Source organism: Wenyingzhuangia sp. IMCC45467, from assembly GCF_054111205.1.
In genome coordinates this window covers 3,278,984-3,294,456 of the sequence record NZ_CM134196.1, presented here as the reverse complement: position 1 = coordinate 3,294,456, position 15,473 = coordinate 3,278,984, and the positions used below count along the sequence as shown (strand labels likewise).

The 15,473-nt window shown below is 31.4% G+C and carries 18 protein-coding genes; 4 read left to right on the top strand and 14 right to left on the bottom strand.

Annotated features, from left to right (window positions below; translation table 11 throughout):
* Nucleotides 1-57: 57 nt before the first annotated feature.
* From ACXGQT_RS14045 to ACXGQT_RS14030, 4 genes are read left to right on the top strand one after another with little or no spacing between them, the layout of a single operon-like run.
* The gene (locus ACXGQT_RS14045; RefSeq protein WP_457829212.1) at nucleotides 58-486 is read left to right on the top strand and encodes a hypothetical protein; all 429 of its coding nucleotides are present in this window, start codon (nucleotides 58-60) and stop codon (nucleotides 484-486) included.
* Between the two features lie 25 nt (nucleotides 487-511).
* The gene (locus tag ACXGQT_RS14040) at nucleotides 512-1,825 is read left to right on the top strand and encodes a hypothetical protein (RefSeq protein ID WP_457829211.1); all 1,314 of its coding nucleotides are present in this window, start codon (nucleotides 512-514) and stop codon (nucleotides 1,823-1,825) included.
* A gap of 11 nt (nucleotides 1,826-1,836) precedes the next feature.
* Nucleotides 1,837-2,721, top strand: a complete 885-nt coding sequence (locus tag ACXGQT_RS14035) for an aldose 1-epimerase family protein (protein WP_457829210.1) — start codon at nucleotides 1,837-1,839, stop codon at nucleotides 2,719-2,721.
* Nucleotides 2,714-3,010, top strand: coding sequence for a hypothetical protein (locus ACXGQT_RS14030; protein WP_457829209.1), 297 nt, complete (start codon nucleotides 2,714-2,716; stop codon nucleotides 3,008-3,010). Before ACXGQT_RS14035 ends, ACXGQT_RS14030 begins: the two co-directional genes overlap by 8 nt.
* A gap of 10 nt (nucleotides 3,011-3,020) precedes the next feature.
* Here ACXGQT_RS14030 and ACXGQT_RS14025 read toward each other — a convergent pair whose 3' ends face one another.
* The 14 genes from ACXGQT_RS14025 to ACXGQT_RS13960 all read right to left on the bottom strand — a co-directional run bounded on the left by ACXGQT_RS14025 (nucleotide 3,021) and on the right by ACXGQT_RS13960 (nucleotide 15,444).
* Entirely contained in the window at nucleotides 3,021-3,683 is a 663-nt protein-coding gene (locus ACXGQT_RS14025; RefSeq protein ID WP_457829208.1) for an SCO family protein, read from the bottom strand.
* Nucleotides 3,664-4,242 carry a toxin-antitoxin system YwqK family antitoxin gene (locus ACXGQT_RS14020; RefSeq protein ID WP_457829207.1) on the bottom strand — a complete coding sequence of 193 codons (579 nt, stop codon included), beginning with the start codon at nucleotides 4,240-4,242 and terminating at the stop codon, nucleotides 3,664-3,666. The genes ACXGQT_RS14025 and ACXGQT_RS14020 overlap by 20 nt, the downstream gene beginning before the upstream one ends.
* A 21-nt stretch (nucleotides 4,243-4,263) precedes the next feature.
* Entirely contained in the window at nucleotides 4,264-5,100 is an 837-nt protein-coding gene (locus ACXGQT_RS14015) for a YHYH protein (RefSeq protein WP_457829206.1), read from the bottom strand.
* Between the two features lie 51 nt (nucleotides 5,101-5,151).
* A complete protein-coding gene (locus ACXGQT_RS14010; RefSeq protein ID WP_457830825.1) occupies nucleotides 5,152-5,829 on the bottom strand; it encodes a TrmH family RNA methyltransferase in 678 nt (225 codons plus the stop codon).
* Nucleotides 5,830-5,837: 8 nt separating this feature from the next.
* Nucleotides 5,838-6,311, bottom strand: a complete 474-nt coding sequence (locus ACXGQT_RS14005) for a DUF6495 family protein (RefSeq protein ID WP_457829205.1) — start codon at nucleotides 6,309-6,311, stop codon at nucleotides 5,838-5,840.
* 149 nt (nucleotides 6,312-6,460) lie between these two features.
* Entirely contained in the window at nucleotides 6,461-6,907 is a 447-nt protein-coding gene (rplI, locus tag ACXGQT_RS14000) for a 50S ribosomal protein L9 (protein ID WP_457829204.1), read from the bottom strand.
* A 13-nt stretch (nucleotides 6,908-6,920) separates the two neighbouring features.
* Nucleotides 6,921-7,217, bottom strand: coding sequence for a 30S ribosomal protein S18 (gene rpsR / locus ACXGQT_RS13995; protein WP_457829203.1), 297 nt, complete (start codon nucleotides 7,215-7,217; stop codon nucleotides 6,921-6,923).
* 2 nt (nucleotides 7,218-7,219) lie between these two features.
* Nucleotides 7,220-7,558 (bottom strand): 30S ribosomal protein S6, encoded by a 339-nt coding sequence (gene rpsF / locus ACXGQT_RS13990; RefSeq protein WP_457829202.1) that lies wholly within the window; start codon nucleotides 7,556-7,558, stop codon nucleotides 7,220-7,222.
* Nucleotides 7,559-7,662: 104 nt separating this feature from the next.
* Nucleotides 7,663-9,120, bottom strand: a complete 1,458-nt coding sequence (locus tag ACXGQT_RS13985) for an oligosaccharide flippase family protein (RefSeq protein ID WP_457829201.1) — start codon at nucleotides 9,118-9,120, stop codon at nucleotides 7,663-7,665.
* A gap of 89 nt (nucleotides 9,121-9,209) precedes the next feature.
* On the bottom strand, nucleotides 9,210-10,301 hold the full coding sequence (wecB, locus tag ACXGQT_RS13980; RefSeq protein ID WP_457829200.1) for a non-hydrolyzing UDP-N-acetylglucosamine 2-epimerase: 1,092 nt from the start codon (nucleotides 10,299-10,301) through the stop codon (nucleotides 9,210-9,212).
* A 1-nt stretch (nucleotide 10,302) separates the two neighbouring features.
* Nucleotides 10,303-11,556: a glycosyltransferase family 4 protein gene (locus tag ACXGQT_RS13975; protein WP_457829199.1), complete on the bottom strand. Its 1,254-nt coding sequence runs from the start codon at nucleotides 11,554-11,556 to the stop codon at nucleotides 10,303-10,305.
* Complete coding sequence (locus ACXGQT_RS13970) at nucleotides 11,553-12,752, bottom strand: glycosyltransferase family 4 protein (RefSeq protein ID WP_457829198.1); 1,200 nt, start codon at nucleotides 12,750-12,752, stop codon at nucleotides 11,553-11,555. Before ACXGQT_RS13970 ends, ACXGQT_RS13975 begins: the two co-directional genes overlap by 4 nt.
* Nucleotides 12,753-12,756: 4 nt before the next feature.
* Nucleotides 12,757-15,171: a YfhO family protein gene (locus ACXGQT_RS13965; protein WP_457829197.1), complete on the bottom strand. Its 2,415-nt coding sequence runs from the start codon at nucleotides 15,169-15,171 to the stop codon at nucleotides 12,757-12,759.
* A gap of 18 nt (nucleotides 15,172-15,189) precedes the next feature.
* Complete coding sequence (locus ACXGQT_RS13960) at nucleotides 15,190-15,444, bottom strand: DUF4834 domain-containing protein (protein ID WP_457829196.1); 255 nt, start codon at nucleotides 15,442-15,444, stop codon at nucleotides 15,190-15,192.
* Between the last annotated feature and the right edge of the window lie 29 nt (nucleotides 15,445-15,473).

Here is a 15,473-nt window from a genome sequence, read left to right as displayed (position 1 = left end):
AACAGACGGTTTAATACAAACTACTTCTTTACTTTTGAGGCTAGAAAACATCAACCAATGCTAAAAGAATTATTAAGTAAAATAGATGCCAAATTATTAAGAAGATTTGGATATTATTTAGGTGGATTGGCTCTTGGGGTCATTGCCTTAACTTATATTAACAAACAAAAAGGAACTACTTTTAATTACGGTCCAACGGCAAGAGTTCTAAGTCAAATTAGACTAAAAGACACTCTAAAAATATCTAACAAAGCACAACAAGTTTTAACACAATACAATTTAGATTCTTTAGATATTCAATATATGCTCCATAAAGGAGATTGGAATAGAGACAAAAGCCATGTACACCAAAAACCTTGTCCAGATTATTGGATTGATGCTACCATTGGTAAAAAAACTAATGATTCAATTATTAGAACTCACTTCTCATTTATTATAGAAAGATGCGAATACACCGCTACTATTAAAGAAATAAGAGTAAACTAAATATACACTAAAAACAAAAAAAGCTATGATTACAATTTTAGGTATTATACTAATTCTAGGAGGATTAGTAGCGTTATTATTAAGTAAAGCCACCACAAATGACCAAGCTCCAACTTGGCAAAAAAACTTAAAAAAAAGCCATGCCATTTTTATATTATCCATTGGTTTACTTTTAGCAACCATTAACCAACTTTTCTTTTTTGCAGATAGAGGTTTTAATTACTTATTAGTATCTCCTACAGGACAAATGAGTGCGGTAATGGAGCAAGGAATAAAATGGAGAGGTTTTGCCAAAATAGATAAATGGCAAAAATTTATTGATGTAAAAGTAATTGGTAACGGAATTGAAATTGATGAAGATGAAGTAGAAGGAATTATGAAACCTGTTCCTTTACGTTTTATAGACCAAGTTACCGCTACAGGGTTTATTTCTACTAGATTTGAATTACCTAGAGACGAGATCAGTTTTATTGGATTAGCCGTAAAATTTAGAACCATGAGTAATTTGGTAAACAATACTATTGTACCTACTATTAAAGAACAATTAGTAAACACTGCTTATATGTTTGCTGCTCAAGATTACATTTCTGGAGAAGCTCAAAACTTTAGACAAGTATTTGAGGAGCAATTAAAAGGAGGAGCTTATGCTGTTGAGAAAATTGAAAAAAGAGATACTATTTTTTCTACCATCCAACAAACAAATAAACTGATTAAAGAAATTCAAACTTCTTATGAAGTAAATAAAGTTTTGGAAAATGGAATCCCTAAAAGGATTAAGCACGAGTTAAGCGAGAATCATATTATCGTATCTCAAGTAATCGTTGATAATATTGAATTAGAATCTACTTTTAAACAACGTTTAGAAGCCCAAAGAGATGAATCTGCTAAAAGACAATTAGAACAACAAAAAGTAGAAACAGCTAAAGATGCTCAACAACGTATTATTGCTGAAGGAGAAAGAGATAAAGCAGCAGAAAGGGTTGCTCAAGAAAAAGAGCAAGTAAAAGCTTTAATTGCTATTGAAACCAAACTAAAACAAGAAGAAACAAACAAAAAATTAGCAGCTATAGAATTAGAAACAGAACGATTAAATGCTCAAACAAAAAAAGTAAAAGCCGATGCCGAAGCTTATGAAATTTCTAGAAAAGTAAGTGCTGGTATTACCCCTGAGGTAAAACTTAAATTAGAATTGGAAAGAGACATTAAGGTTGCTGCAGAAATATCTAAAATAAAATTCCCACAAACCATGATTATTGGAGGTGATGCTAACAAAGGAACCCCTTTGGAAAGTTTAATTGGGGCTGCCATGGCAAAACAACTTCAAAACTCAAGTAAATAAAACACATCCCTATGAGCAATTATACCCTAAAAAACAATTTCTTACAAGCCTGCTTTAAAGCTCAAGGAGCTGAATTGATCAGTTTGAAAAAAAACAATATTGAATATATTTGGCAAGGAGATCCAGCATTTTGGAACAGACACGCTCCTGTATTATTTCCTTTTGTAGGATCTTTAAAAAACGGTAGTTATACCTACCAAAATCAAACTTATTCTTTAGGTCAACACGGTTTTGCTAGAGACAAGTCTTTTATAGTAAGTGAACAAACGGAAAACAGCATTACTTTTGAGTTAAAAGAAGATGGAGATACCTTAAAAGTATATCCTTTTAATTTTATTTTTCAAATAAAATATACCTTAACTAGTTACGGAGTTACAACATCTTATTTTGTTGAAAATTCAGATAAAGAAGATTTATATTTTTCTGTTGGAGGTCATCCAGCTTTTAATTGTCCTTTTGAACCTAATCAAACAAGAGAAGAGTATATTTTAATGTTTGACAACGATAGTACTCCTGAAGCAAAGTTAATAGAAGGTAGTTTAATTGGAAACGAATCTTACAAAGTATTCAATCAAGCTGGGATTTTAGAATTACCAAAAAATGTTTTTGACAATGATGCCATTGTCTTTAATCCTAACCCTTTTTCTCAAGTTGATTTTATTCACGAACCCACAGGAAATACATACATGAGTGTGGAGTTTAAAAATTTTCCTTATTTAGGAATTTGGTCTAAAAACCAAGAAGCTCCTTTTATATGCATTGAGCCTTGGTACGGAATTGCAGACAACGTAAACCATAATCAAGAAATCACGGAAAAAGAAGGAATTATAAAATTAAGTCCTCGTGAAACTTTCCATTGTGAATATCAAATTATAATAAACATAAACCATGAATAAATTTATTTTTCCAATAGCAATCATAATTATTTTTGCTATTTCTGTAGTTGTAAAAATAAGCAATAAGAAACATTTTTTAGAAAACTCTGTAGAAACAACAGGTAAAGTAATAGAAGAATTCCAAAGAGGAAAACTGCCTTATTGCACTTATACCTACTCTGTAAACAGTGTTGATTATAAAAAAGACCAAGAAGTACCAAAACAAATGGTAAACAAAGTAAAAAACAAAGAATTTACTGTTGTATATCAAGCAGACAAACCCAATGAATCTTATATAGATTTGAAGTAAAAAACGAGACTCAATGAGTCTCGTTTTTTAATGTCTTAATATCAATAATTAACTGATGTACAGCCGTTTTATTTAATCCGTTATAAATACCTCTTATATGCTTGTTTTTATCAACCAATACAAAATTTTCAGTATGTAGAAAATCCTCTTCCTCTTGGTATTCTCCCAAGTCTTCTTCTACAAAATAAGACTTTCTTCCCAAATCATAAATTTGTTTTCTATTTCCTGTAGCTAAATACCATTTGTTTTTTTGGATGTTATTCACATCAGCATAATATTTTAATACCGCTACAGAATCTATAGTTGGAGTTACAGAATGGGAAAGAATTAAAACATCTTTATCTTCTAAAAAAGCATCTTGCACTAAAGATAAATTTGACGTCATTCTAGGACAAATACCAGGACAAGTGGTAAAGAAAAAGTTAGTAACGTATATTTTATTCTCAAAAGTTTTGTTAGATATTTCCTGTCCTGTTTGATCTGTTAATTTAAAATCTTGAATTTTATGAAATGTCTTTAATCTTTCTGTCGATAAATTCCAATGAGGCGTAAAACTTGCCTCCATATAATAAGGTAATTTACTTACCCTACTACCCGATTCTTTTTTTTGTTGGCAAGCCATTACAACTAGCAACATACTAAGAATAAACACATTACTTTTTAATTTTTTCATTTTCTACTTCGTAACACATATTAGAACCCAACAAACCAAATATTCTACCATTTACAGCTTCATAATTGGCATATAACTTTCCGTTTTTCCTCCAAGCTTTTTGCAAACCAACCTCTTGTCCATACTCTAAATTTCTTTCTTTCTGAATTTCTCCTGTAGGATACCATACTTTAGCCTCTCCATGAATTACTCCTTTGTAATATGTTGCCTCACTTTGTAACTGACCATTTTTAAACCATATTTTAGTCAATCCTTGCTTTCTTCCTTTTACATATGATGTTTCGTAGTTTAAAACTCCGTTATCATACCATTTTTTACAGAGGCCATTTTTTAACCCATTTTGATAAGTCACTAAATACTTTAATGTTTTATCATTCGTTTTAAATTCTTTAGCAATACCTGTAAACAATATCGTATCGTACATTATATGGCCATTTTTAGGATTCTTTGTTAAATCATTAAAATTAACAACTAAATCAAAAGCTATTTTAGTAGAAGTTGTAGAGGGTTTACAACACACACAACACAGAGCTAACAATAGAGTTTTTATATACTTCATATATCAATCATTTGATATTATTTACCTTCCTCCAGGTCCACCACCAGCGTTTCCTCCTGAAATATTATACGGTGTTCCTTGATAATCGCCAGTAAAATTCACGTAATACTTATTATAAATTGTAGTATTACCTATGTGATAATGATATTCGCCATCGGCATTATGCTTGGTGTCAGATATATGACCGTTAGAAGCATCTAAATCAGCTGGATATGTACCTACAGATGTACATTTACGACCGTATAAAAAGAAGCCATCAGCTATAATTCCAACCAAACTTGCATCGTCATTTGTAAAAGCTGTTGGTTCAAAATGGTAATGATAGCTTGTAGGTCCAGTATGAGCCCCTGAGTAATCTAATCCAGAAGCTACATTGTTGGTAATTTGCACATTCCCTGCCTCATTCTGATTGTAAATTACTCCACCACTTACAGCAATACCAATAGCCCCTAAAGAAGTGGAAGTTGTTTGTGCTGCTTTTTGAGGATGGGTTGATACTTGTAAAACATAAGTTCCATTAAAATCATCAATATAACCAGGGGACATGTGAGATTCTGTAGCTACTGTTGGTGATGCATACAAATCGTGAGTTGGAGACCAATAAGGAGAAGTGTGGTTTGGCAAACCATCGGTTTCAATAGACACCGTATCATCATCTAACAATACTATACTTATATCTTTTGAAAATTCAGCAAAAGCAGTATGTAAGGTAGTTTCATTGGAAGTATTATCAGGATCATCTTCTTGGTCATCAATCACCTCAATATCATCCTCCGATGAAACCGTATTATCATCGCAAGCAATAAAACAGAAAAAAACTATGAAAAATAAAATAATTGGGTTTTGTATAAAGTGCATGTTATTTGTTTTAAGATGTATATTTCTAAAACAAATAACTTTTACAAAACCCTACCTATTTTCTTCTTTTTCTTTGTAAAACCTTTCTTTAATTGGTTTTATAGAACCTATAGATTTTTCTAACCAACTTAAATAAAGTTCTTCTTTTTCCTCTGGAGTAAGTTTCCAATCTATATTAGATTTGTGTAATCTATCTGTGGTGTTTTGTAAAGTAATAGCCGCTGCTACAGATACATTTAAACTTTCTGTAAAACCATACATCGGAATTTTTAAGTAACCATCTGCTTGACTCATCACCAAATCTGATGCCCCAGCTCCTTCTACTCCAAATACAAAAGCAGACTTTTTAGTAATATCAAAATCCGACACAAAAGAAGAATCTTCGTGAGGAGTGGTTACAATAATTTGATATCCCTTGGCTTTCAACTCATCTACACAATCTTGTGTATTGTTTTCTCTAGTTTTAAACCTATGAAAATCTACCCATTTTTGAGCTCCTTTTCCTACTCCATTAGAAATATAAGCACTGTACTTATTTTCTATGGTATAAATATCTTGCACTCCAAAAACATCGCAACTACGCACTACAGCACTCCAATTGTGTTTTTGATACAAATCCTCTAACACCACTGCAAAATGTCTTGTTCTGTTTTCTAAAACTTGTCTAAACAACGCTCTGCGTTCCTCTGTAACAAACTCTTCTAGATAAGCTACCAGTTGTTGATCTATTTTCATATCTATTCTACAAACTTCTTAAAGTTTTGATACAAAGCTCCTTCTTTATTAATACTCGCTCCTTTTAAAATCAAGTCAAAAATTTCTAGATTTCTTTCTTTATTATATTTTTTTGCCCCTTTAAAAAATTCAAACTGATTACTTTTAGGGTTGTTTAATAAGGTTTGAATTCCTTCTTGACTAGACAAATCTACAGCACCATCATTAGATTTAATCATAATTCTTTGGATTACTCCTTCCGTACAATAAAAAAGGTTGATGCTAGATTTTGAAAAATGCTCAATATATTCTGCTTTGCTCAAAACATCTTCCCAAACCAAGTCACTAAAAATATTGAGTTCCTCATCAGCTACTTCTGGTTTATTTGCTTTGATTTCATTCCATTCTTTTACATCTATTTGTTGCGATGCTAAAAACGTTGCAAACTCTTCGTGTAATTCTTCTAATTGTTCTTTTGTTAGTTGAATGTATTTCATTTTTATCAGGTATCAGGTATCAGGTATCAGGTATCAGGTATCAGGTATCAAAAGTAAAAACCTTAAAAATACTAAAAACTATTTTTCATAAAAAAGCTCACTATCCAACAAAGGAAGTGAGCTTTTTATGTGTTTATTTGTTGAGTAAATTACTCAGCAATAATTTCAAATTCTAAATCAGCAGTTACAGTTCTGTGTAAACGAACTGCAGCATTGTATTTTCCAGTTCTTTTGATAGATCCTCCAGCAATTTTGATGAATTTTCTTTCAATTGAATGACCTGCTTTTTCTAAAGCTTCAGCTACATCAATGTTAGAAATAGAACCAAATAATTTAGTTCCTTGACCTACTTTAGAAGTCAATTTAATCTCTAATCCTTTAATTGCTTCTGCAGTAGCAGTAGCAGCTTCTACTAATTTAGCTTCTTTATAAGCACGTTGCTTTAAAGTTTCAGCTAATACTTTTTTAGCAGACTCAGTTGCTAAAACAGCTTTTCCTGTAGGAATTAAAAAGTTACGACCGTAACCGTTTTTTACCTCTACGATATCGTCTACGAACCCTAAGTTCTCAACGTCTTGTTTTAATATTACTTGCATGATTGTCTACTTATTATTTTAATAAATCACCAACATATGGCATTAATGCCAAGTGACGAGATCTTTTGATCGCTTGAGCCACTTTACGTTGATATTTTAAAGAAGTTCCTGTTAAACGTCTTGGTAAAATTTTACCTTGTTCGTTTACTAAGTACATTAAGAAATCTGCATCTTTATAATCGATATACTTAATTCCTTTTTTCTTAAATCTACAGTATTTAGCTTCTTTTTTAGTTTCGATGTCTAATGGAGTAAGGTATCTTACATCTCCTTTAGCACCACCTTTTGCTTGTTGATCGATATTTGCCATAATTACTTTGCAGATTTTAAGTTAGACTTTCTTTTATCAGCCCATGCAGCAGCGTGCTTATCTAACTTTACAGTTAAATAACGCATAACGCTATCGTCACGTCTAAACTCTAATTCAAAAGGAGCAATTACTTCACCAGCAACTTTGTACTCAAATAAGTGGTAAAATCCACTTTTTTTCTTTTGGATTGTGTAAGCTAATTTCTTTAGCCCCCAATCTTCCTTATGTAACATTTCGGCACCTTTAGAAACCAAATAGTCCTCGAACTTTTGTACTGTTTCCTTTACCTGAACATCAGATAAAACGGGATTCAAAATGAAAACAGTTTCGTAATGATTCATAATGATTGTTTTTAATTAAATTTAAATCGGGTGCAAATATAGTGATTAAAATTAATAATACAAAGCATTGATTACAGAGTGTTTAAAATTACCGACCTCTTTGTTTAAAACCTTTTTTTAATATCTATATAAAGCGTTGTGATATCTTTAGACAATTGAAAATGAAGCATTACCAAAAGATACATTCCTCCTAAAAGGATAGATTCTAAAAAAATATTTACCACAGGATGAAATGGAAAATCTAAAAATATTCCTATAACTGTAAAAAGGAAAATAAAAAACAAAGACACCCATGTTTTTTTAGTAGTAGGCTGTATGCTAAATTTCTTTTTTACGTAAAACAATTTAATGGTGTTAAAAATTAAAACCACAATTAAAGTTGCCAAAGCAGCTCCGTTAATTCCAAAAACATCAATTAACCAATTGTTTAACAAAACAACAGAAACCGCCATTCCTAATCCATAAGGTAACAACACTTTATAATATTTAGAATTGGAAATAATAGCTCCGTTATTTCCTAAAAACATATGATATAATTTTGCAATAGAAATCATTAAAACCACCCAAAAACCTCCTGTATATTTTGGAGGCAAAAAAACATACAAAGATTCTAAATTGGCATTTACCAATATAAAAATACCTCCAGAAGCCAATAATAAATTGATAGATGTTTTTTGATATAAGTCTAAAACTTCATCATTATTTTTATCATTAATTGCTTTGGCTGTTAACGGCTGAACTATTTGACTCATCGCTCTACCGGGAATTTCAATTACCGTTCCTATATACACCGCTACCGCATAAAAGGCCACTTGTTCTATAGCTTGTTTTTGAGGAATCATAAACTTATCTATATCTAATAAAATGGTAGCTGCAGATCCTGCCATAATAATATAAAGGCTGTACTTTACAATTTCACCAAAATTATCTGGAACAGCAAAACTGAACTTAGGCAAGTACAACTTAAAAGCAAACCACATCATTAAAAACATTTGTAAAAAATAAGCTCCTGATAACCAAAATACAAATTGATGACTATTAATGACTTTAAAATAAACAGCAAACAACAAAACGGTGGCTGCAAGCCTTACAAAAAGCTCTTTTAATATATTTCCATAAACCGATTTTAAATGAACTCTTGCCCAAGCATAAAAAACCTCAAAATAAGCAGTTGCTAAAGCCACCAAAAAAATTAAATAGGTATAATCTTTTACCAAAGGATTTTCCTTCGACAACCAATTAGAAATATAGCCATAAAAAACAGCACAAAAAATTCCTAGAGGAATCACTAAAACCAAAGGAAACCACAAAGCAGAACTTAAAAACTTATCTTTTTGTTCTTTAGTGTTAAAGGATGAAAAAAACTTTACCACACTATAATTAACCCCTAAAGACATTAAAGGCTTTAATATAAAAGCTGTTGATAATAAAAAAGTAACCAATCCATAATACTCTGTATCCAAAAAATAAACATATAAAAACAGAGTATTTACAGCTCCTATCAAGATAGCAACTATTAAACTAACAGTGTTTTTATAAGATTCTTTTAAAACAATTCCCATTTTTATGTTTCGTTTATCGTTCTTCGATTTTCGTCCACCGCTCATCCATTATCGGTTTTCGAGTATCGGTCATCGATCTCTCCGAGCTCCTAATTATTTTGAATAATCAACATTTTTATTTCTTTGTAGATAGTTTCTCCAACTTGGTTTCCATACAAAGACATAGAAAAATCATGATTGGCTGAGTTATGATATTGATAAGCTTCTTGCATTTTCTGAGTATCGCTCCCTACCAAAGTTGCAAACCCGTTATATACCAACTCTACCCATTCTGTTTCTTCTCTTGCAATTACACATGCTTTTTTATTAAAGAAAGCTTCTTTTTGCAAACCACCACTATCTGTAACCACCAAAGCACAATTTTGCAACAATGCCAGCATATCAAAATAACCAACAGGCTCTATAAAAGTTATAGGGTAATTTAGTTTCTGTTTTTCTAATATCGATTTGGTTCTAGGGTGCAAGGGCATCACTACTTTTTTATGTTGATGAATCGCTGTTAATCCTTCAAAAATGCCTTTTAAAGCATGGATATCATCTGTATTTTCTTGCCTGTGAATGGTAGCTAACACAAACTCATTTTTCTGTAACTGATGCTTTTCTATAACCGTTGCTTTTTCTTGTGATAAAGCTCCGTAAAATTCTACCGCATCCTTCATAATATCCCCAGAATTCACAATTTTAATATCGTGATTTTTAAACCCTTCTTTTTCTAAATTATCAATGGCCGTTTGTGTTGGGCATAATAACAAATTGGCAATTCTATCGGTAACAATTCTATTTACCTCCTCTGGCATAGACATATTAAAAGAACGAAGTCCAGCCTCTATGTGTATTACTTTTATACCTATTTTTTGAGCTGCCAAAGCTCCTGCTAAGGTAGAATTGGTATCTCCATAAACCACAACAGCATCGGGTTTTTCATACAACAATACGTCCTCAATTTTAGCCAACATTTGTCCAGTCATAGCACCATGACTTAAACCATTGATGTTTAAATTGTATTTGGGAACAGGTATTTGCATTTCTTCAAAAAAGACCATGCTCATATTATTGTCGTAATGTTGACCTGTGTGTACAATTACTTCTTCAATTTCATTGTACTCTACAATAACTCTACTCAATACCGCAGCTTTTACAAACTGTGGTCTTGCTCCTAATATGGTAACTATTTTTTTCAACTTATTTTTTGATAATGTTTGCCAATTGTCCTGTCAAAGCTTTTCGGTGATATTGTTCTACACCTACCGAATTTACTTTTAACATTCCTAATTTATATTGTGAATGTAAATCTACAAGTATTTCTGTTAACTTATTCACTTCATTAAAATCTACCACAAAACCCGCCTTAGCTGTATTTAAAATAGTAGCCAAATCACCATTTTTAGGTGCAATAGCCACAATAGGTCTTTGTGCTTGCAAGTATTCAAATATTTTTCCTGTTACAATTCCTTTTGCACTAGGTACATTGTTTACTGCTAATAACAATACCTGCGATTTTTGTTGATAGGTTTTTACTTCTTCATGAGGTAAATAATCTATAAAAATTACATTTTCTAAAAGTTCATGTTTTTTAACACTTTCTTTTACTTCTTGAGCTACTTTTCCTATGAATTGAACTTTTATATCAATCTTATTTTTTAAGACTAATAAAGCTTTCCACAAAACTATCGGATTTCTATCGGCATTAAGCATTCCTACATGCGTAATGGTAAATGCTTTATCTAATTCTTTTTGCTGACTTAATTCGCCATCAAAACCATTGGTAATAACATGTACGTTTTTAGAAAACACATCATAAGATTTTTTCATTTGATTTCCCACCACCAAAACCTCATCAGCATGTTTTAAAACTTCTCGCTCTAATTTCTCATGTTTTTTGATGCATTTTTGAGTCAATGGTAATTGGTGAAAATAATCTATCTCTGTCCAAGGATCTCTAAAATCTGCAATCCATTTGATATTTAATTTCTTTTTTAATCCCAAACCAATCATATGTGTACTATGTGGTGGACCTGTAGAAATAATAGCATCAATCTTATTTTCTGATAGATATTTTTCTAAAAAACAAACCGATGGTTTTATCCAAAACATACGAGCATCAGGAATAAAATAATTAGCTCTTACATAGGTTGTTATTTTAGATAACAAACTTTTTTTAGTTCCTAAAAAACCTGCACTGGTTTTTACATTTTTTTTATTTGTAAATATAGAAGCCAATTGATAAGGTTCCCAAATAGGTTGTTTTATAACTTCAATTCCTTTTGGAATATCATTGAGTAAAGTTTCATCAATAATAGGATAATCAGGGTTTTCTACAGTATATATAACAGGAATAACTCCAAAGTCTTGTAAATATTTTACAAACTTTAACCAGCGCTGCACCCCCGAACCTCCCGCTGGTGGCCAATAATATGTAATGACTAAAACTTTCATTTAGTCTTTTTTATTTTGTTATATATTTTAGCCAATGTCTTAGCTGTTTTTGCCCAATGAAATTCTTTGTGAACAAAAACAGCTCCTCTATTCCCCATTTCATCCATAAGAACAGGTTGCTTATATAATTTCAATACCTTATCGGCAAAATCTTTGGCGTTTTTAGCTTTGTGAGACAAACCTACTTCTTGCTTTTTAACCAATTGCTTTTGCGCAATTGAATTGCTCACCAATAACGGTTTCTTAAAACTTAAATACTGAAATAATTTATTGGCATATGTAGTATCATGATGTTTGTTTCTATGTAAGGGAGAAATACAAATATCTGAGGAAATAATATATGAAGGAAACAAACTTTCATTTTGCCAACCTTCAAAACTTACATAGTTTTGAATTCCTAACCTTTTTACTTCGGCTTGTAAAATTATATCTTCAGTACTTTTACCTACAATGACTAGTTTTATATTCTTAATGGATTCTTTTAAAACAGGAATGGCTTTAATAGCGGTTAACAATCCTCTACGAACAGCTGTATCTCCAATATAAAGCAACACAAAATGGTCTTGAAATTTTGTATGTATGCTTTCTTCTAATTCGTAATCTGTGTAAAACTTCTTTAAGACCGTGTTAGGTAAAACCTCTATTTTTTTTGATGGAAGATTGGTTCTTTCCATCAATTCCTCCTTAGCTTCATTGGTAACAACAATGACTCTTTTGGCTAACTTTGCATATTTTTCTTCTGCTTTTTTCCATCTTTCAACATCTATAATCCACTTACCTACACCTTTTTTTAAGTGAGGATACACTTTCATAATTTCAGGCCTATTTTCATGTAAATCTAAAACAAATGGAATTTTAAATGCTTTCGTAGCCTTGTAAGCAGCACTTACAATTTGTATATCGTGCACATGCAATACGTGTATGTGATAAAGTAATATAAACTCCTTAATTTTAGCACTCATCTTATTTTTGTAATAAGGTAGTGTATATGCTAATGCAGAACTTTTATATAAAAAATCATTACTTAAATACCTTACTACATGAATGCCCTTGTAATCTTGTAACCCTACTTCAGTTTCATCGTAAGTCAAGCAAAAAAGATAAACTTCAAACCCTTTTCCTACCAAGTAAATTGCTTCATTTTCTACCCTAGGATCAGGTGGAAATGTTTTGTCTAAAATCATTCCTATACGCATAGAACTATTCCTTTTTTCTAAACACAAAAATTAACACTCCCGAAATTACTATTAACAAACCATAACCAACCAAACTCAGCATTGAACCTTGCTGTATTACTTTAGGTTCAAACTTAAATACAATTTTATGTTTACCTGCTTGTACATTCATAGCCCTTAACACATAATTAGCCCTGTAATGTGGTGTTAATTTTCCATCTACATAAGCATTCCAACCTGGTTGGTAATACATTTCTGAAAACACTATCAATTGAGGTTTTTCGGATTGATATCCGTACACCAATTCATTAGGCTCATAAGACATTAACTTAATAGTTGCTGTACTATCTACCTCTGTAGGTTGTACCTTAAAATCTTGTGTATTGATGACTACATCATTTTTAGAATCAAAATCTGTCAAAGCTAAAATTTCATCATCAGCATTGTCTACAGATATAATATTATGTACAAACCAAGCATTTCCATTCGCATCAGGATTTTTCTGAGCTTCTGGCGATCCTTTTTCTGATGAAACTATAAAATACTTTGTATTAAGCATATTGATAATTTCCATATTGTTTTTAGACAATTGATAATCTACCAATTCTTGATATCTACGTGGCTTGGCTGCATGATAGCCTCCTATTGATTTGTGATAATAGGATGTAGCTCCATCATTCATAAAATTACCGCTAAAATTAGCAACCCTGTAATGCGATTTGTCTTGTAGTATTTGTTTGTCTGCTACCGATGGAGAGAAAGGCTTTTCTACTTTAATAGCTGGCAAAAAATCATCATCGTTCACATAACGTTTGGCAATAGTCATGGTATCAAATAACAAAATTACTCCTAAGACTATTACGGCATATTGTTTTTTAATTTTAGCATTTAACACCCACCATAAAACACCAACTGTTAAAGCCACCAAAACAAGAGAACGAATTCCATCTGCAAATAATATATCTTTTCGATCGGCTTGTAAAGCTCCAGAAAAACCAGGAATTTGTTGATTGTAATACCCATCATTTAATCCAGAAAAAGAAAACAACATTCCTCCAAAAAAAGTGAAAACAATTAAAATTCCTCCCACAATAATCGCTGCAATTTTTGTTGATTCTATTTTTTCTTGCTTTGAAACTGTATCAGAAAACAACTCTTTTAAAGCCAACATTCCTAATAATGGAATACAAATTTCCGCAATAATTTGGATAGATGACACGGCTCTAAACTTATTATACAAAGGCATATAATCAATAAACAAATCGGTTAACAAACCAAAATTCTTTCCCCAACTCATTAGTATTGAAAAAACAGTAGCAGCTATTAAACCCTTTTTAATCCAACCTTTTACCAAAAAGCATCCTATAAAAAACAAAAACACAAACACTACTCCAATATAGGCAGGTGCTGCAACAATGGGTTGATTTCCCCAATAAGTTGGCACACTTTTAGAAAACTGAGTTGCTTGTGCTGCTCCTATTTTTGAAGCTAAGAATTGATAGGTATTAGAATCAGTCCCTAAATCTTCGTTATTAGCTCCTCCTACCAAACGAGGAATCATTAAATTAAAAGTTTCTAAAATTCCGTAACTATACTCAGTAATATAATCTTTACTTAAACCAGTGGTAACTTCTTTTGGTTTTCCATCAGGAGTAACGGTTAATTCGCTTTTACTACGTGTACTGTGAGCTGCATATTCTTTGGTTGCCAACAAACTTTGTGCATTGGTTAACAAACCAATGACCATAGCCAATACAACTAGCAAAACAGGTTTTATAAAAAGTTTAACATCACCTTTTTTAATTTGTTCAATCACAAAAAACAAACCAACAAAAAGCAACATAAAAACCATGTAATAAGTCATTTGTGGATGACTTGTGTGTATTTCTAAAGAAGTGGCAATAGCCGTTAATACAAACCCAAGAACATATCTTTTTTGAAAAAGTAATAACACTCCAGACAACACCAACGGAATATACCCAATAGCATGTGCTTTGGCATTATGTCCTACTCCCAAAATAATTATAAAATAAGTAGAAAAGCCAAAAGCCAAAGAACCTATGATAGCTAATTTCCAATCGAATTTTAAGACGGTTAACAACACAAAAAAACCTAGAAAATATAGAAACAAATAATCTGCTGGTCTAGGTAAAAAACGAATAACACTATCTAACTTTTTTATATAATCATTAGGATAATAAGTACTCAACTGATAAGATGGCATTCCACCAAAAGCTGCATCTGTCCAAAAAGCTTCTTTTCCGTTTTGTTCTCTATAATCTTTTAATTCTTTAGACATTCCTCTAAACTGAGCAATATCACTCTGAAATATTTTATATCCTTTTAATACTGGCTTAAAATAAAAAAGGGCAACTACGCTAAAAGCAATAATTACACCTATATAAACAGCAAACTGTTTTACGTTAAATGTTTTTTTCAAAATTATTTTGTTTTGGAATTAATCAATTTCCTCGTAATCTACATACTCACCAACATTATCATCAACAATATTGTCTTGTTTTGGTTTTTTATCTATAGTAACCGTTCCTTCTTTTTCTAGCGGTTCTTTTTTAGGCTGTTGTCCTGTTTTTTTCTGAACATAATTCACCAATAAAACTGGTACTACATATTTAACAAAAAATTTAAAAATATAGTATACGGCAAGTATAATTAAAAGTGTTCTAATAAAATTTATAAACCCGGCTTCTTGCATTGATTTTTCTTTAGTTGCTCAAAAATAAT